The organism is Rugamonas sp., from assembly GCF_025354735.1.
GTDB lineage: Bacteria > Pseudomonadota > Gammaproteobacteria > Burkholderiales > Burkholderiaceae_D > Rugamonas.
Genome location: NZ_JANXMI010000249.1, coordinates 1 through 17,295, shown reverse-complemented (window position 1 = coordinate 17,295; position 17,295 = coordinate 1). Strand labels below are relative to the sequence as shown.

Sequence of the window (17,295 nt, the reverse complement as noted above, 5' to 3'; positions counted from 1 at the left end):
CTTTGCCAAAGACGCCACGCTTGACGAGCTGATTCGCACCCGCTACGCCGCCACGCTGGCTGCCGCCGCCCGCTGCGAGCTGTACACCTGGCGCGCAACGGCTGGATCGATGTAGCTGCGCAGACTGTCGTTGATTTTGATTTGCATACTCTATCCTTGAATTGCCGGCCGACCGGCGCCGCATCGCGCCCGGTCAAAACGCCGTCCCGCATGCTACACCATCCGGCCGGGGTGCCGGCCGCCACGTCGCGGCCGACGCTTCAGCCGCGTCAAGCCGCGCCATCCTCGGCGCGGTCGACGATGACGCAGTCGCGGCCCGCGTGCTTGGCCGCGTACAGCGCGCGGTCGGCCGCGCCCAGCAGCGATTCGACGTCGGCCAGGCGCTGGCGGTCGAAGCTGGCGACGCCGATGCTGAGCGTGACGCACGGCCGCAGCGCCGCCGGCGCGTGCGTGATGCCGAGCGCGGCGACGCGGGCGCGGATCGCCTCGGCGTGGCGCTGCGCCTGCAACGGTCCGGTGTCCGGCAGCACGGCCGCGAATTCCTCGCCGCCGTAGCGCGCGGCCAGGTCGGCGGGACGCTGCAGCATCGCCGCGAACGCCTCGGCCACCAGCGTCAGGCAGGCGTCGCCCTGCTGGTGGCCGAAGTGGTCGTTATAGGCCTTGAAGGAATCGATATCCATCAGCAGCAGCGACAACTCGCCGTCGTTGCGGTGGGCGCGCCGCAGCTCGCGGTCGAGCGCGACGTCGAAGTGGCGGCGGTTGGCGATGCCGGTCAGGCCGTCGACATACGACTGCGCGCGCAGCGCTTCGGCCTGGCCGCGCAGCTGGCGCTCGCGGCCGACCGTGTTGCTGACGTCGCTGATCTCGATCAGGCAGTAGCGCTCCTTGCCCTCGTTGAACGGCGTCACCGTCACGCCCTGCTCGACGCGCTCGCCGCCCCAGGTGCCGGGCGCGAACAGCGGGAACGGCGTGCGGTTGGCCGTTTGCGGCAGCAGCGTCGGCAGCTTGCTGTGCAGCGCCGTCTGCAAGGCCTGCTCCAGACGCTGGCCGCGCAGCTCGGGGAACACGTCGAGCAGCGCCAGTCCCTGGACGCGGCCGGCGGACAGGCCGCTGCGGCTGGCCATCCACTGATTCCACAAGACCACGCGCTGGCCGACGTCGAGCACCACCAGCCCCAGGCTGGCCAGCGACAGCACGCGCGCGGACAGGTCGGGCAGCGCCACGGCGGCGGCCGTCAACGGCCCCGCCCGGCGAAACGGCGCGGGGCCACGGCCACGGCCGGCAAATTAGGACTTTTTTTCATGCAGAAATTCCGAACAAGGCAACGCCGCTGGCGACGGCCAGCAATCATGGCAAGATTATACGCATCCGGCGGCCGCGGTCGCTAGCAAGTTGACGCCGCCGACAACCCGGCGACGCCCCCGCGCGGCGCTCCGCCGACGCGCGCTTCATTGCGGGCGGCCCATCGTGCTATGCTGTTTTCTCCGATCACGCGAGGGCCACATGCGGTTCAAATTCGAAACAAAACGCCATGGCCGATGCGCCGCCGAGAGCGAGCACCGAGCCGGCTATATCCAGGTGGCCATCGGCTTCGACCAGTCGACCGTGCCCAAGACCGTCGTCTACGAACTGTATATCAGCGACGAGCCGCCGCCCCGCCAAATTCCCGAGGGCGGCGCGCTGCAAGACGCCACCCGCATCGCCATCAACCACTTCCAGGCGATGGCGTCGAAGGACGGCGAGCTGTACACCTTCCGTTGCAGCCGCATCACGGCGCGCTGGAGCGGCACGCTGTACAACAAGCTGGGCTGACGGCGCGCGGCGTCATCCGGCATGCGCTCGGCGCCTATAATTCACGCGGTCCGTATTTCCGTATTCGCGTATCCGTATCCCGTATCCCGGCGGCGCGGCCGGTCTGTCAGGCCGCCATCGCCGTGAACCACCGCACGCTAACAGGAGCGCCGTTTGAAATCCCCAGTCCCTATCTTCATTGCCGTCGTCGCCGTGGCGGCACTCGCCGTGCTCGGCTACCGCAATCTGGCCCGCACGCCGCAGCCGCCCGTCGCCAGCGTCGACAGCTGCGCACCCGAGGCGATCCGCACCGTCAACGCCCCCGTCGAGCGCGCGATCCTGTCGGCCCAGTGCAACAAGTTGGCGACGCGCACGTCGCCGGCGATGGCGCCGGTGGCCGCTCCGCCGGCCGTTGCGCCAGCAAAATAACAGAGCCCGCCGCGCGCGGGCCGACCACCACCCAACGCGCCGCCAACCCAGCCACGCCCACTCATAACTGCACCCAAGAAAGTCCCCGCCCAGATCGCGGCGGCGTGTTCCCCGGCGCTTCATAGCCGAATTTGACGGTCCGGAGAAATCCGACACGGCCATGCGGTCATATCCTACACGCCTCTCGGAAAAAGGCTGACCAACCGGGTTTTGATGCGGATCTAAGATGGGTGCACTTGACGACGCGATGCATCAAAACGGACGTCAAGTTAAACATCGGGCGGGTTCGCATCGGCTTAATCTTGATTCAAAGCCAGCCTTCTGATGCATGTAATTAAGCCTGCTTTTTCGCCGTACCGGCGCATGTTCGCCGGCCTCCCATCAACATTTCTTTTAGAGGCATTTATGTATCCTTTTTCCCAATCCGTTACACCCGCAGTCAAAAATCACCTTGACGCCCAGTTATCGTTCTTCAACGATATTTCCAAGTCCCTGTTCCAGACGGCACAGCAATATGGCGACTTGAATATGCAGTTGGCCCACACGATACTGGAGGAAAGCACTACCGCTGGTCAGCACATGCTTACCGCGCAACGCCCAATCGAAATGTTTAGCGCTGCCGCCGTGCACGCGCAGCCTATGGCTGAAAAGCTGCAGGCGTATCATCATCATGTCTCGCGTATAACCGCCGATACGCAAACCGCCTTGGTCCGCGTTGCCGAAGGCCATATCACTGAAACAGCACGCACAGCCAAGGAGCTGGCCGACGACGTGAGCCGTGTCGCGCGCGAAGAAACGGAAAAAGCCTCGCGCACGCAGCAGGAGGCGGCCAAGAAGTTCACCGATCCATTCCAGAAATATGCCGATGGCATGCGCGAAGACACTCGAGGCAATGAAATGCGTGGTAGCTCGACCATGCAAAACGCCAACAATGGCACCGAATCCCAAGGCAACATGCAAGGAGGGATTGCTGCCGGCCAAGCGGGCGCCAGCCAAGCGGGCAAGCAGCAACCCGGCCGTAAAGAAACTTGATCGTCACCGCACTTGGCGCCTGGCTTAGGACAGTAAAACCGGTTGAGGGCTAACCCGGCGAAGCACTTAGATTGACAGGACGGCGTGTAGCGGTATCGTCATATCACCGACATGCTGCTCGTCGCCGTCAGCATTGATCGTCCTGTGGCCGGACGTTGACGGGCCTCGGCGCTCGAATGCGACAGCCAAGCGACGACATCATGCACGGATTTCGATGGGCTTACCGCTGGAGCGGCCCTCGCTTCAATCAAACTGCGGCAGCCCTTTGTCCACGAGGCGGGATCGCATCGAAATGTGCGATCACGATTCACTAGTCGAACTTGACTAAGTCCTTAAAGATCAGTTGACCCCAGCTATTTCCGCGCGCCTGCACAAGCAGTCCACCTTCCAACAGCCCACCAAGTTTGATCGGCGAGAAACCGAGATGTTCCGCAAGCGCGGCTATCTCCGTTGCCGCGCCGTCATCATCGCTCGCCAGGAACACCACTCTCCTTCCACCATGTACGGCCGGATCTTGGTCGAGGACGGCAGCGGCCAAATGATTGAAGCCCCTAACCAGTCTTGCACCAGTGAAGGCCTTGGCGACGACCTGGGAAGAAGGCTGACCGCCCAGTTCCTCAGGGGATACGCCGTAGGCATTGGTCACATCGATGATGATCTTCCCCTGCCAAGTGGGGAGCGCCCGCGCGACTTCCGGGTGCGACTCGTAACGGACGGCCAGGAAGAGGATGTCCGCCTTGATGGCGTCCGCCAGCGTGGTGGGAATGATCCCGGGTCCGATCGCGGCCGCAGAGGAAGCAAAACTTTCCGGGTCACGCGTGGTGGCAACGGCAACGTCGATGCCGCTACGGGCAAACGCCTTGGCCAGCGCCTGGCCGAGTTTGCCGAAACCGATAATTGCATAGCTCATATTTTCTCCTTTGTTTCTTTGGTCTACCATGCCCTACGGAAGACTGAACCCTTTACCCTGCGGCATTGGGCTCAGCATCTTCAATGAAGTGCGCCGTAGGGCCTATCGCGTTAGAGTTGTGCGAGACCGCCGTCGACGGCAAGCTCGCTGGCGGTCATGAAGCTGCTGTCCGACGATGCGAGGAAGGCGGCTGCCGCCCCGATTTCGGACGGATCGGCCATGCGCTGAAGCGGAGTCATTGCGGCGTAAACCTTTTGGCCCTCCACGCCGAGCGCTTCCTTGGCGAGTTCGGTCGCGGTCGCCCCGGGCGACAGCACGTTCACCCGGATGCCCGTGCCCTTCAGGTCCTCGGCCCAGGTCCGCGCGAGGTTGCGCACCGCGGCTTTGCTCGCGCTATAGGCGCTCATTCCCGCTGCGCCAGTGGTGCCGGCGCTCGATCCGGTCAGAATGATGGAACCGCCCTCGCCCATCAGCGGCAGCGCCTTCTGGATCGTGAAGATCGTACCTTTCACATTGGTGTCGAAGTGTTCGTCAATGTGCGCGGCGGTGATCGCGCCGAGTCGGGCCATGCTGCCCGCTCCGGCATTTGCGAAGACGATATCGAGGGTGCCACGCTCGGCCTTCACCGCCGCGTAAAGCCGGTCGAGGTCGGCCTCATCGGCGACCGAGCCCTTCACCGCGCGGGCATGGGGGCCGAGTTCGACCACAGCGGCGTCGAGCGCCTCCTGCCGGCGGCCGAAGATGAAGACGAAGGCGCCCTCCTCGATGAAGCGCTTTGCCGCGGCGCGGCCGATGCCGGTAGCGCCGCCGGTGATCACAGCGGTCTTTCCATTCAGTCTGGTCATGATATGCATTCTTCCTTGAGTTGTACGGAAGCAGGGAGCCGCTTCTTGACGACTAGTATGCGGCTCTGCTAACCTAAGTTCAAGTATGCACTTTTAGGTAAGTATCAAAATAATGACGACGAAAACAATGACGATATCTTCTGACACCTGCGATCCCGGTTGCGGGCTCAACGCCACGCTCCGCATCATTTCGGGCAAGTGGAAACCGCTGGTCCTGTTTTTCCTGCGCGACGGCCCGAAGCGATACGGCGAGCTCAAGCGCTTGATCCAGGGCGTCAGCGACAAGGTGCTGATCCAGCAATTGAAGGATCTGGAGGCCGATCGTGTGCTGGCGCGGACCGACTACAAGGAGGTGCCGCCGCGCGTCGACTACGCGCTGACCCCGCTCGGTCGCAGCTTGGCTGACGCGATCATCCCGCTGTGCACCTGGGGAACCGAGAACATAGCGGAAGTGGCAAGCATCTTCGCCAAGCGCGACACTTTGCCCTAGCGGGATACGGAGGAACCGCCGAGTCGGCCCGCCCTCCGCGCCCTAAAGGCGCGAGTCTCCGGCGCCATCATTCGCGGCACTAGCGCGGTCTTCGCGCTGGTCGAGGTAACTGTCGCCAGGATCGAGCTTGAGCGCAATAGAAACAACATTCAAAAATCCATGTCCGACGCCAGCCGCCGCATCGTCTCGCCGGCCGCGCGCGCCGACACCGAGCTAAAGAATGTTGTAGGGCGGATATTTTCATGCCCACATTTTTGACAATGATCGATTGAAGACTTTGACGCCTGACCTTGGCGTTGGTAGCAGTTCGGACGTTGAGGTAAATCTATGAGCATCATCAATTTACCAACCCCATTCGCTGGCGCACCGATTGACTACGGCGGTGAACCGCAGGATGATGGACGGATGGAAGCCCGTCTTACAGCGTTCGAAACGCGCCTCGATACAATTCTGCCGACCTTGGCCACCAAGACGGACATAGCGGAACTACGCTCCGATATGCATAAAGCGTCCACCGACACGTCGCGCTGGATCACGGCGACAGTCATCGGCCTCTTCTTGGGGTTCGCTGGCCTGTTCTTCGCAATGAGTAAGAACGCCAAAGCGCCTGCGCCGGTACCACAACAAACCCAGCCTATCGTCATCTATGCGCAGCAGCCTGCCACCATGGCGCCCGCGCCAGCACCACCTCAGGCCGCACCGGCCAAGTAATCCAGCCCGCTGCTCGCGGGCTTTTTTAAGCCCAACAGGCCGGGTGCAGCACCGGCATGATATGAGTATCCATGCGGGTTTTCGGTCGTTTCAGTGCTACTTGACCACCATCATCGCGTGTCCAGCTGGCCACTCTGGTTGTCACCCATTCCGCCTATATCTAGCCGCCAACATCCTCACTGCCGCCATTATTGGTGACAATTCAACTTGCTATTCTCGCTACAATGACACGCGCCCACTGCTTCCCGGCCCGGGCGTATCAATCCACTACGAGAATAATTTCATGCCAAGATATATCGCTATCCTCAACCTACCAAAGCCGACTTTTGATCCAGAGCACGCCGCCGTCCGTGTGCACACGGCGCCGCAGTACGTAAGCGTCTTCCTTGGCGCCGTCTGGACTGCCTGACCAGCGTCATCCATGATCGAATTTCGGCACAGTATTTGTGCCCACAATTTTCGATTATGGACACAAATTTTCAACCGATTATTTCCACCAACGCACGTGGCCACTATCGCCAGCATCCATTGGAGTTCAAACGCGCCCTGGTGGCACTGTCGCTGGAGCCTGCCGCCTCGGTCGCGCGCATCGCGCGTGAGCACGGCGTCTATGCCAACCAAGTCTTCAGCTGGCGCCGGCTTTATCAGCAAGGGCGCCTCGGCGCGCCTGCGTTAATGCGTGACGATGGCTTGTTGCCGGTGGTGCTGGCGCCAACGTCGCCTGTTCCGAGCAGTGCCGCCAACCATGCCGATGGCACCATCGTGCTTGAGCTGGGCCAGGTCCGCGTGCGCATCGAGGGCCAGCCCCATGCGGCCACGCTGGCGCAAGTGCTCGATCGGGTACTGCGATGATCGGCCTGTCCACCGGCACCAAGGTCTGGCTCACTACCGCCAACATGCAGCGGTTGATCGGGATATCGGTGAGTTGCCAGTCTGCACGGCGGCGCTTCGGCAGCGGCTTGCGCATACCGTCATTGAAAATTTTCACTATCGCCAAGAAGCGATCGGGGTCGACCGGCTCGACGCGGCGCTGGGTAATATGTTGCATCTCAAACCTTTCACCAAGCCAAGAATAGGTCGGGGCACGTCGCGATGGGCTTGAATCACCGCGTCACGGCTGCGCAGCCGCTGCCCCGTTTGAAATCGGTATTACTTGCCGGCCGAATACAACTCGCCGTAGCGTTCCTGGCTTGCGTACAGCGCGCACGCGCCGTTGTTGATCGCTGGCGCTAGCCACTGCTGTTCAACGCCAGCATCGACCGCCAAACGCCGCATGCAGGTGCCGCAGCTGGGCAAGTGATCGCCGCAGCACTTCGCGATGTCGGCCCGGCGTGGGCCGCGCACCAGTTGCACCACGGCCGGCGCCATCGCGCGCGGTGCTGGCACATCAACGGCGGCCGCCTGCGCGAACGCCTGCGCGAGGAAGACGCTGACGTGGACGAGGCCACGTGCGCCAGAGGAAAGGTCGACAACTTCGTTTGCTGGGATCGTCTGCATAATCACTTTCGATGTGCCGCGCTAATCGGAGCGCGGCGGCCCGGGAATGGGTGGAAACTTCCAATCATGTTAAATTGGCAATTCCACTCGACAATTTTAAAAGGAAATTCCCATGGACGTTCAGATAAAACTAAGCTGCGAGAAGTGTGCCGGAGATCAGTTCATGCACACCAGCGACCCGCAAGACGATGAGGTCGCAACGTGCACCGCTTGTGGTCACCTGACCACCATCGGGGAACTCAAGCGTCGCGGATTCGAACAAGGAAAACAGGCGCTCACACAGCAAATCCACGACGCGCTTCGGTAACTGCGCCAGCACGAAGCCAAGCAGGTCGAATGCCTCGCGAAGACTGGGAGTTCCGATATCGACGGGCAGGCCGATGGCGCTCATACGCTCCCCGCTCACCGCGTGACTAGGCATGGTATCGAGGATCAGATGCAGTGAGGCGGGGTGGCTGCCGGCGGCGACGTCCGGCCCAATCGTTTCGTGATGCAGCATGTGTTTCTCCTGTTATGCAGAACGGCTATTGAAGCAGCTCGGCGATCAGCGATCACCGGCTCTTTTCCGAAATAATCGAAGTAATTTTTTGAATTATTAAATTACTGAATAATTAATCTGCGGACGAGGCGCGCGGCGCCCGAAAACGACTTGCGGCCGTAGACCTGGCCGCCACCGAGGAAGTTCTGGCCCCATGCGTAGGCCGAACCGCCGGCGTGCTGCGTGCTCGACCAGTAAAAGCGCGCCTTGAATTCGCTTTTCAAGTGCTCATAGAGCTGGGGCTGCTCGTCGGATATCGGCAGATCGCAACCGGATTCCTTCGCCCATGCCATGCACTTATCCCAGTCGGCGCCGAGCAGTTCGCCAGGCATCAGCACCAGGCGCGCTGGCTGGCCATCTACCGTCGTCAGGCCGGCATAGATACCGCCACCGAACGCGTCACCGATGTTCAGCACCAACTGCGCGGCGCGCGGAACATCAGCGGCATCGAATGCGGCCGGGCCGGCACGGAATGCTTGCGCAGCTGCGACAACTGCTGCGGTAGGGGCTTTGCGGTTTTCGAATGCGCCGAGGATGGCGGCAGCCAGCAAATTATCGAGCGTCGGACGTTCGCCAACCTCACCGGCGTGGCCGGTGGCGTTTGTGGTGGTCATGGCGAACCCTACGCTTTAGAGGCGTTAATGCAGCTCTCTTGCCATTTCGCAATGGATGACGCGGTCCAAGCGGTCGCGCGGGCGCCGATATGGACTGCAGATGGGAAGTTGCCTTGGCGCATATCAGCGCAAATGCTGCTGCGCGAACGGCCGGTCAGGGCTACGACTTCAGGGAGCCGTAAAAATTTGTCTTTGATATGCACGTTGCTTCTTTCTCAATAAAATGAATAGAAGCAAGGCCAAAACGGTGTAGTTTGGCGTCCAGCATAGAACATTGCCGTGCGCCAAAGCACTATACGTTGGTGTATAACTCGCGCTATACTAAGTCGTCTCCACGACAACTGTAATGGGCCTTGCCTTTTACAGCGCGGCCCGGGGTTCTCTAGGCCCCGGGGTCCGCACCTATTAGCAATACAAAATCTTCTGCAACGGCCCTCTGGCGTGAATTGTTCACTTTGGGCTGCTACTGGAATCTAGTCTACTACATCTCATCTTTTTCCCGATGATTTCTGGTATTCACCTTACCCATAACGATAATCAAAAGTGGTGGATATATGCACCCCCAATGCATACATTTCTCATATTTTTCATATTTTCTATCGGATTAAAAAAATCGATAGATAAATATATCCACAAGAAACCACTGTACACATCACCAGCGCTTCCTGGTTGCCGCCCGGGTTGCAACAGACGCAAGCTTACGCGTCGATTAGCAAGAACTTCACTTGTCCAGCTTTTTCGTTCTCGTGCTCGTTCTCGTCGAAGGCCTATCGTCATTTTACGGAAGAACTTCGACATAGTTGCGTCAATTTCAGCAGACGCACCTTACCTGCCATCCTTGGGCGCTGCGCCAACCAGCGCAAGGATTTTGGGATTGACTAGGCGGGGTGCGGGAGATGCCGTAGTGCGCCTCAATCTGACCGGCGCGCACCAGCGGCACCCAGCCCTGCTGGCACCACTTATTGACCGCCTGCTGGCTCACGCCCAACTGCTGGCCGAGACTAATTTGAGTGCCAGCGGCGGCTATCCTCGGCAGACTCGTTGTAGTAGATCATCAGCTTTCCGATATCCTTGTGTCCGGTCATCCTGGCCAGGTCGAGCACGTGCAACTTCTTCGCCAAGCGTGTGATCGCCTCATGGCGGCTGTCGTGGAAGTGCAGGTCTTTGATAAGGGTGCGGTCATCGCGCGCCGCCCGGAACAAGGCGTCGACGGTGGCCGACGTTACACCGAATCCGTCCGGGACCATCGCCCAAATTTCCATCGCGCGAGGGGACAGCGGCACAAAACGATCCTCGCCGTTTTTTGCGTCGAGCACGTGGGCGACGCGCCCCGTCACATTATCTTTGACTAGCGCGCATATCTCGCCGGCGCGCATCGCCGTCTCGATAGCGAACAGAAATGCAGCGGCAATGCTCTGCTGCTTGGTCTTGGGCGCGTGGTTGCGTCATCCGAGCGCGATGCATATCTGGTCGATCTCAGCCTGGACGATCCGCCTGAAGCGCGGCTTGCCGTCTTTTGGCCGGGATACGTCGGCCGTCGGACTTTCCTTGATCCACTTCCATTCCTTGCGCGCGACCGTGAAGACGTTCGACAACAGGTTCATCTCGCGATTGACGGTCGCGCCAGACACCGCCTTGACCCGCTGGTCGCGCCAGGCGGCCACGTGGCTGGCGTTGACTTCGCGGATCAGTACCTTGGCAAAGTCGGAGCGGCCGAACGCCGCCAGGCGGAAGCCTTCCCAGCGCGCACCTTTCTTTTTCGCCGATACCTCCCGCTCGTATTTTTCAAACGCGTCGAGGCAGGTTTGCGTGACGAGCTGGCCGGCGGGTTTTGCCGTCCTGACGGTGGCCTCCCATGCCAGCGCCGCAGCTTTCGTGTTCAAGGTGCCGGACGAACGAGCGCCGTCGACCATCACGCGGTGCCGCCTCTTTGTTCCCACCTTTTTAGGAGCTGACATTTTTGCCAATTCCATTGCCAATTTTTGGCAAATGGTAGCAGCGTTTTGTTATTTTATGTACCTTTTTGCAAAACCTTTGGACGAAAAAAAACCGCTTCCCCTCTATGAAAGCAGGGTAAAGCGATCTTTGTACTTCTTTGCATTTATGTAAGGTGGTGCCCGGAGCCGGAATCGAACCGGCACGCCCTTGCGAGCGGGAGATTTTAAGTCTCCAGTGTCTACCAGTTTCACCATCCGGGCAGCGCGGCGAGATTCTAGCACAGCGATGGTCAAAATGACCAATGTCGGCGCCCGACTTTCCCCTGTCCGCCCGGATCGACAATGCATAACCTCTCGGACAGATGCAAACACTGCGCGTGTACGCGACCAGGCGAGGTGCGGCCGATGAGCCTGCGCCGACATGGCGGCAGATAGTTCACGCGCACGTGGACGATGCCAGCGCCGCGGGCTGGCCGTCCTGTCAAGCCCACCAGCGCGCGCGCGGCACGGCATAGGCCCGCGCGGCCGGCAGCTTCAGCACGCACTCGGTGCCGCCGCCTTCGCGCGGTCCCAGCGTCAGCGCGCCGCCCAGCCGGGCCGCGCGTTCGCGCATGCCGACCAGGCCGAAGTGGCCGCCGCGCCCGCCGCTGGCCAGGATGTCGGCGGCGATGCCGGCGCCGTCGTCGGCCACCGTCACCGTCAGCGCCTTGGGTCCGTAGTAGACGTTGACGGTGACGTGGGCCGCCCGCGCGTGATGGAAGGCATTGCCCATCGCCTCGCGGGCGATGGCGAACAGTTCGCCGTCCACGCCCGGCGCCAGCGGCCGCTCGCCGGACTCGGCGCGCACCGTGCAGCGCGTGTCCTGGTCTTGCGCCAGCTCGGCGCCCACCGCCGTGAGCAGCGCCAGCAAGTGGCGGCCGTCGTCGCCGCTGCGCAGGTCCAGCACGCGCTTGCGGCCTTCGGTGAGGGTGTCCTCGGCGTGCGTCAGCGCCTCGTCGAGCAGGCCGCGCACCGGCTCCTGCGCCGGCAGCCGGATCGACGCGCCGTGCACCTTGAGCACCAGCCCATGCACCGATTGCAGCACCGTGTCGTGCAGTTCGCGGGCGATGCGGCTGCGCTCGTCGAGGCGCTCGTCCATGCGCGCCCGCATCCGCTGCGACAGCTGGTGGAGGCGCCAGCGGTACAGCAGCCACAGCGCCGTCGGCGCCGCGCCGCCGCACAGGAGGCGGAACCAGGTGGTCTGCACCAGCGCCGGCGCGATCGCGAATTGCTGCTGCGCGCCGGCGCTGTTCCACACGCCGTCCTCGTTGGCGGCCTGGACGTCGAAGCGGTAAGCGCCCGGTCCCAGATTGGTGTAGTAGGCGCTGCGGCGGGCGCCGGCCTCGACCCAGCCGGCGTCGACGCCGAGCAGGCGGTAGCGGAAGCGCACCCGCTCCGGCATCGTCAGCGTCAGCGCCGTGTAGTCGAGGCGCAGGCTGTCGCTGCGCGGCGGCAGGCGCGGGCCGGCGCCGGGCGCCAGCGCGTAGCTCCGGCCACCGCTGACGAGGGCGCGTACTTTGACCGGCGGCGGCAGCGCGTTGCGCCGCACATGCAGCGGGTCGATCCAGCCGACGCCGCTGTTGGTGACATACCAGAGCCGTCCGTCGGGGCCCTCAATCAGCGACGGCAGCGGCCGCAGATGCGACGCCTGGCCCAGGATGCCGTCCTCGTAATCCATGCGTTCGATCTCGACCCGCGTGGCGCCGCCGGCCAGCGCGCGCCGTGCGGCGGCGGCGGCGATGTGGGTGAGTCCCTGGGCACCGTGCAGCCACAAGTCGCCCTCGGCCGTTTCGACGATGCCGCTGACGACGGTGAAGGCCTTGCCGTCGCCGTCGAGCAGCGCGATGAAATGCTCGTCCTTCAGGAACATCAGCCCTTGGTCGCCGCCGACCCAGACCCGGCCGCCGCGCGTCGAGATGCTCAGCACGTTGCCGACCTTGAGTCCGTTTTGCGCCGAATAGCGGGTCGTGCTTGAACCATCGCTGACGGCGACCCGGTTCTCGGTATAGGTCTGCCATAGGCGATGGCGCTCATCGAATTGCAGGAACAGCGCGGTGGCGTCGTAGCCGCGCCACGCGTCCGCCGTGTCCCAGCGCCCGTCGCGCAAGCGGTGCAGGCTGTGGCTGCCCAACATGCTGAGCCACAGCGCCCCATCTGGGTCCTGGACCATGCCCTGAGGCTGGTTGGCGTGCGGACCAGGGAGCGGCCAGATCCGCTCTTCGCCATGGACGTAACGCGCCACGCCCCGGCTATTGGCGGCCCACACGGTGCCATCGGCGCCACGGACGATGGTTTCCACCAGCGGCATGTTTTTGTATTCGCTCACCTTGCCGTCGGCGCCGGTACGCCGCAAGGGCGGGCCATTCCGGCTGCTGACCCACAGCGCGCCGTCGTTGTCCGGCGCGATGCCCGGCAGGCGGGTGTTCGATGACATCGCGAAGGTGTGCACCTTGCTGCGGCGCAGGCGGTCGATGCCGCCGGAGGTGCCGAGCCAGACATTGTCTTCCCGGTCCTGGAAGAAAAACTGCACGGCGCGGTCACTCAGGCCACGCGCCCGAGTCAGTTCATCGATCTTGCTGAAGTCGCGCGTGTTGGCCAACAACTGTATGCCGTCAGGCACGCCCATCCAAGTCGTGCCATCGCGCTCGACATACAGAGAGTCGGCGTCGTCCGTGGCATGGTTGGGTGGGCCGCCTATGATGCGGTCGGCGCTTGTATCATATTGCTGATAGCCGGTTGCGGCGGTGGTCCAGAACGCGCCGTCCGGCCCAGGAAACAGCGAGAAAATCTGCGGTTTGTCGCTGGCGACAGGCGTGAAGACGGACTCGTTTTTTTTTCGCCGCAGGATGCCGCCGCCGCCGTTGATGAGCAAGGCGCCATCGGCGCCCACGATCTCATGCAGCAGTCCGGCGCCCGGCTGGCCCGGTGCCGGCCAGCCGCGGGTCCACTGTTCGCCGCGCCACTCATACAGACCGTGCGAGGTGGTCGCGCTGACCGGGCCGCCGGGCGCCTGCAAGATCTGGTGCACGCTCGCCTCGGGCAAGCCGGTCTTTTCATCGAAATAAGTGGCCACGCCGTTCTTGAAGCGCTCGATGCCGCCGAAACCGTAGCCGACCCACAGCGCGCCGTCGAGATAGGCCAGCGACAGGACATTGGTCTTGCGGAGTTTGTTGCCGTCGATGGCTTCCATGCGCTCGAAGCTGTGGCCGTCGAAGCGGTACAAGCCGCTCGATCCACCTATCCACAGCCAGCCGTCGGCGTCCTGCACGATGCCGCGGATGTCGCTGGGCGCGCCGTCGCTGGGCATCCAGCCGGTATGGAAATAGCCGGCGAACGGACTCTCGCTGATGGCCGAGGCGGGCGCCGTCAACAACAGCATCAGGGACAGGGCCAAGGCACGCAGCGGGAGCGGGACGGCGGTGCGGGCGTGGGTGCGTGGGCGCATGTCGAATAGGTAGCAAGAGTTGGGTGACTGGGCGCGGTGGTGAATTGCTGCAATGTGAATTGTGAAATATACAGCAAAATTTCACGACGAATGCCACAAAAATTCACGCTGTTGCGGGCGGCGCCCGAACAATATTTGCACGGTGGGCCGGGACGCATGATGAACAACGACAGCCTGAGGTTCGCTGGTCACCGCTATCCCCATCGCCGTGGCCGATATCCATGGCGATCACGCCGGATTTACGCCATGATGACGCCAACAGGAGAATTCATGGACCGCTATCTATGCGCCGCGCTTGATGCTCTGCCGGTGCCGCTCTGGTGCGCCGGCGCGGACGGCGCTTTCCTGTTCCAGAACCGCTGTCTGCGCGCTTGCGTGGCCGCGCCGCCGCGGCCGGACGGGCACGGCGGCTGGCTGGCCGCGCTCGCCCCGCCCGAGCGCGCCGCCTTTCTCGACGCCTTCGCGGCGCTGCGCCGCCAGCCCGGCGCCGCCGATCTGGACCTGCGCATGGCCGGCGCCGACGGCCGCTTGCGGCGCTATGCCATGCATGTCGAGCCCGTCCTCGACGATGGCGGCCGGGTGCTGCACTGGCAGGGTTGCCTCGTCGATGTCGAAGAGATCGCATTGTTGCGCCAGGAATGCCAGGACGTGTTCGACGAGGCGCCCATCCCCTATGTCCACGAGGCCGTCGATACGCGCCTGATCCGGGTCAACCAGGCCGCGCTCAAGGTGCTGGGCATCAAGCCGGAGCAGATACCTGGACTGTATGGCAAGTCGCTGCTGTCGCCGTCGAGCGCCAATTTGCAGGTGGTGCGGACGGCCTTCGGCCTGGTCGAGCAGGGCCGCGACGCCGATGGCTTCCTGATCGAGCTGCGGCGCCTGGACAATGGCAATCCGGTCTGGGTGCAATGGTGGTCGCGCCCTTCCCTGCGCGGCGACTACACGCGCACGATGATGGTCGATGTCACCGACCGCGTGCTGGCCGAGCAAGCCAGGGCGGCGCTGGAATTCACGCTCGAGGCCGGCCACGTCGGCGATTGGGATTTGAATCTGGCCGACGACACCTCGCGCAGTTCGCTGCGCCACGATCAGTGCTTCGGCTACAGCGAGGCGATTGCGGAGGGCTTGTGGGGCTTGCGCGTCATGCTCGACCATGTGCACGGGTCCGACCGGGAGCGCGTCGAATCGGGCTTGCGCGCCGCCATCGCCGCGGCCCACGGCTGGGAGTGCGAATTCAAGGTGGTCTGGCCCGACGGCAGCGTCCACTGGCTGGCCGCCTGCGGCAATCTGTACCAGCCCGGCCAGGGCCAGGGACGGCGCATGCTGGGCATCGTCATGGAAATCACCGAACGCAAGCGCTCGGAGGAGGCGCTGCGCGAAACGAGCGCGGTGCTCGAATTCGTGCTGACGTCGGCCCACGTCGGCAACTGGGACCTGGACTTGCAGAGCGACACCGCGCGCCGCGCGCTGCGCCACGATCAATGCTTCGGCTACCGCGAGCCGATCGCGGAATGGGGCATCGAAATCTTCATCCAGCACATCCATTCCGACGACCGCGTGCGCATCCGGACCAGCATGGGCCAGGCCGTGGCCGCCCTGCGCGACTGGGCCGCCGAATGCCGCGTGATCTGGCCGGACGGCAGCGTGCACTGGATCGCCGCGCGCGGCAGCATCTACCGCAGCATCGAGGGCAAGGCGACGCGGATGCTGGGCAGCGTCATCGACATCACCGAACGCAAGCTGGCCGAGGAAACCCAGCTCGCCTCCGAGCAGCTGGCCAAGGGCCACGTCGACGCCTTGAAGCGCACCATGGAGGCGCTGTCGACCGAGTCCGATCCCGATCGTCTGGTCGAGCACATCCTGCTCACCATCGTCGAGCAATTCCAGGCCCACAGTATCAGCGCGTGGGCGCGCGACATGGACAGCGACCGCATCCGCTTTGAATTCGCGTTCGAGGAACGCCAGGTCATCCACCGCACGGCGCCGGAATTCGCCGGCCTCGACCAGTGGCTGCCGATGGATACGGAACATGCGTGGTATGAGCTGTTCCGCGCCAACCGGCCGGATTTGATCGCCGATATCCGCCTGGTGCCGCGCTTTCCCTTGAGCGAGCGCCTGATCGCCATGGGCATCGTGACGGTCTTGCTGATACCGATTTCGATTTCCGGCCGGCTCGAAGGCGCGCTCGGCATCCGCTTTGCGCAGCAGCGCCAGCTCACGGCCGACGACATCGAGCTGGCGCGGGCGCTGGCCAACCACGCCATGCTGGCGTTGCAGCTGAGCCGGCTCACCGCCCAGGGCCGCGCGGCCGCCGTGGTCGCCGAGCGCAACCGCATGGCGCGCGACATCCACGACACGCTGGCCCAGGGCTTCACCGGCATCATCGTGCAGCTGGCGGCGGCCCAGGACGCCGGCCAGCTCGGCTACCGGCAGGCGGCCGACGAGCACCTCGACCGCGCCAGCAATCTGGCCCGGGACAGTCTGGCCGAGGCGCGCCGCTCCGTGCAAGCCTTGCGGCCGCAGGCGCTCGATGACGGCGACTGGTGCCGGGCGCTGCAAAAGCTGCTGAAAAAAGTGACGGCCGGTACGCCCTTGAACACCACCTTCACCCTGGAAGGACGGGCCCGGCCCCTGCTTCCCGGCTGGGACGAGCACCTGCTGCGCATCGGCCAGGAGGCGCTGACCAATACGATACGGCACGCGCAGGCGTCGCGCTTCGCCGCCGCCGTCAGCTATGGCGCGGCCGGCCTGCGGCTGGAACTGGCCGACGACGGCATCGGCTTCGAGCCCGAGCGCGACCACGCCGGCCTGGGCCTGCAAGGCATGGCCGAGCGCGTCGACTGCATAGGCGGCACGGTCCGCATCGCCAGCGACGCCGCGCGCGGCACCACCATCACGGTCGAGGTGCCGCTGCCCGGCGCCGCCGCCCTCTTTTCCTAGGCCAGCACCGCCATGTCCGCCACCCCCACCCCGGCACCAGCTCCGGCCGCCGCCACCATCCGCGTCCTGCTCGCCGA

16 protein-coding genes, 1 tRNA gene and 1 pseudogene are annotated in these 17,295 nt (G+C 63.6%); 7 read left to right on the top strand and 11 right to left on the bottom strand.

What is annotated here, in order from left to right; genetic code table 11:
• Positions 1-269: 269 nt before the first annotated feature.
• The gene (locus Q0S71_RS20690; protein ID WP_295999936.1) at positions 270-1,238 is read right to left on the bottom strand and encodes a GGDEF domain-containing protein; all 969 of its coding nucleotides are present in this window, start codon (positions 1,236-1,238) and stop codon (positions 270-272) included.
• Positions 1,239-1,503: 265 nt separating this feature from the next.
• On the opposite strand from Q0S71_RS20690, the gene Q0S71_RS20685 reads away from it, so the two are divergent.
• The 3 genes from Q0S71_RS20685 (at position 1,504) to phaP (ending at position 3,252) form a co-directional block, all read left to right on the top strand.
• Positions 1,504-1,812, top strand: coding sequence for a hypothetical protein (locus tag Q0S71_RS20685; protein WP_295999935.1), 309 nt, complete (start codon positions 1,504-1,506; stop codon positions 1,810-1,812).
• A gap of 153 nt (positions 1,813-1,965) precedes the next feature.
• Positions 1,966-2,220, top strand: coding sequence for an entry exclusion lipoprotein TrbK (locus tag Q0S71_RS20680; RefSeq protein ID WP_295999934.1), 255 nt, complete (start codon positions 1,966-1,968; stop codon positions 2,218-2,220).
• Positions 2,221-2,583: 363 nt separating this feature from the next.
• Positions 2,584-3,252, top strand: coding sequence for a phasin family protein (gene phaP, locus Q0S71_RS20675; RefSeq protein WP_295999933.1), 669 nt, complete (start codon positions 2,584-2,586; stop codon positions 3,250-3,252).
• A 310-nt stretch (positions 3,253-3,562) separates the two neighbouring features.
• Here the strand turns inward: phaP and Q0S71_RS20670 are convergent, their stop codons facing one another.
• Both Q0S71_RS20670 and Q0S71_RS20665 read right to left on the bottom strand, forming a co-directional pair.
• Positions 3,563-4,192, bottom strand: a complete 630-nt coding sequence (locus tag Q0S71_RS20670; RefSeq protein ID WP_295999932.1) for an NADPH-dependent F420 reductase — start codon at positions 4,190-4,192, stop codon at positions 3,563-3,565.
• Between the two features lie 80 nt (positions 4,193-4,272).
• Complete coding sequence (locus tag Q0S71_RS20665) at positions 4,273-5,007, bottom strand: SDR family NAD(P)-dependent oxidoreductase (protein WP_295999931.1); 735 nt, start codon at positions 5,005-5,007, stop codon at positions 4,273-4,275.
• 127 nt (positions 5,008-5,134) lie between these two features.
• Between Q0S71_RS20665 and Q0S71_RS20660 the strand changes: the two genes are divergently transcribed.
• The 3 genes from Q0S71_RS20660 to Q0S71_RS20650 all read left to right on the top strand — a co-directional run bounded on the left by Q0S71_RS20660 (position 5,135) and on the right by Q0S71_RS20650 (position 7,060).
• Positions 5,135-5,497, top strand: coding sequence for a helix-turn-helix domain-containing protein (locus Q0S71_RS20660; RefSeq protein WP_295999937.1), 363 nt, complete (start codon positions 5,135-5,137; stop codon positions 5,495-5,497).
• Between the two features lie 327 nt (positions 5,498-5,824).
• Positions 5,825-6,208: a hypothetical protein gene (locus Q0S71_RS20655; protein WP_295999930.1), complete on the top strand. Its 384-nt coding sequence runs from the start codon at positions 5,825-5,827 to the stop codon at positions 6,206-6,208.
• Between the two features lie 465 nt (positions 6,209-6,673).
• Positions 6,674-7,060, top strand: coding sequence for a transposase (locus Q0S71_RS20650; RefSeq protein WP_295999929.1), 387 nt, complete (start codon positions 6,674-6,676; stop codon positions 7,058-7,060).
• A gap of 297 nt (positions 7,061-7,357) precedes the next feature.
• Here the strand turns inward: Q0S71_RS20650 and Q0S71_RS20645 are convergent, their stop codons facing one another.
• The 8 genes and pseudogenes from Q0S71_RS20645 to Q0S71_RS20615 form a co-directional block, all read right to left on the bottom strand.
• Positions 7,358-7,705, bottom strand: coding sequence for a hypothetical protein (locus Q0S71_RS20645; protein WP_295999928.1), 348 nt, complete (start codon positions 7,703-7,705; stop codon positions 7,358-7,360).
• Positions 7,706-7,835: 130 nt separating this feature from the next.
• A complete protein-coding gene (locus Q0S71_RS20640; RefSeq protein ID WP_295999927.1) occupies positions 7,836-8,204 on the bottom strand; it encodes a hypothetical protein in 369 nt (122 codons plus the stop codon).
• A gap of 101 nt (positions 8,205-8,305) precedes the next feature.
• Positions 8,306-8,857 carry a hypothetical protein gene (locus tag Q0S71_RS20635; protein ID WP_295999926.1) on the bottom strand — a complete coding sequence of 184 codons (552 nt, stop codon included), beginning with the start codon at positions 8,855-8,857 and terminating at the stop codon, positions 8,306-8,308.
• 8 nt (positions 8,858-8,865) lie between these two features.
• Positions 8,866-9,060, bottom strand: coding sequence for a helix-turn-helix transcriptional regulator (locus Q0S71_RS27455; RefSeq protein WP_367185324.1), 195 nt, complete (start codon positions 9,058-9,060; stop codon positions 8,866-8,868).
• A gap of 798 nt (positions 9,061-9,858) precedes the next feature.
• Positions 9,859-10,275, bottom strand: a pseudogene (locus Q0S71_RS20630) (tyrosine-type recombinase/integrase); the annotation flags it as partial.
• A 27-nt stretch (positions 10,276-10,302) separates the two neighbouring features.
• The gene (locus Q0S71_RS20625) at positions 10,303-10,830 is read right to left on the bottom strand and encodes a hypothetical protein (RefSeq protein ID WP_295999924.1); all 528 of its coding nucleotides are present in this window, start codon (positions 10,828-10,830) and stop codon (positions 10,303-10,305) included.
• Positions 10,831-10,968: 138 nt separating this feature from the next.
• A tRNA-Leu gene (locus Q0S71_RS20620) sits at positions 10,969-11,055 on the bottom strand.
• A gap of 220 nt (positions 11,056-11,275) precedes the next feature.
• Positions 11,276-14,278: a sensor histidine kinase gene (locus tag Q0S71_RS20615; RefSeq protein ID WP_295999923.1), complete on the bottom strand. Its 3,003-nt coding sequence runs from the start codon at positions 14,276-14,278 to the stop codon at positions 11,276-11,278.
• 270 nt (positions 14,279-14,548) lie between these two features.
• Between Q0S71_RS20615 and Q0S71_RS20610 the strand changes: the two genes are divergently transcribed.
• A complete protein-coding gene (locus Q0S71_RS20610) occupies positions 14,549-17,218 on the top strand; it encodes a PAS domain-containing protein (RefSeq protein WP_295999922.1) in 2,670 nt (889 codons plus the stop codon).
• Positions 17,219-17,295 lie beyond the last annotated feature (77 nt).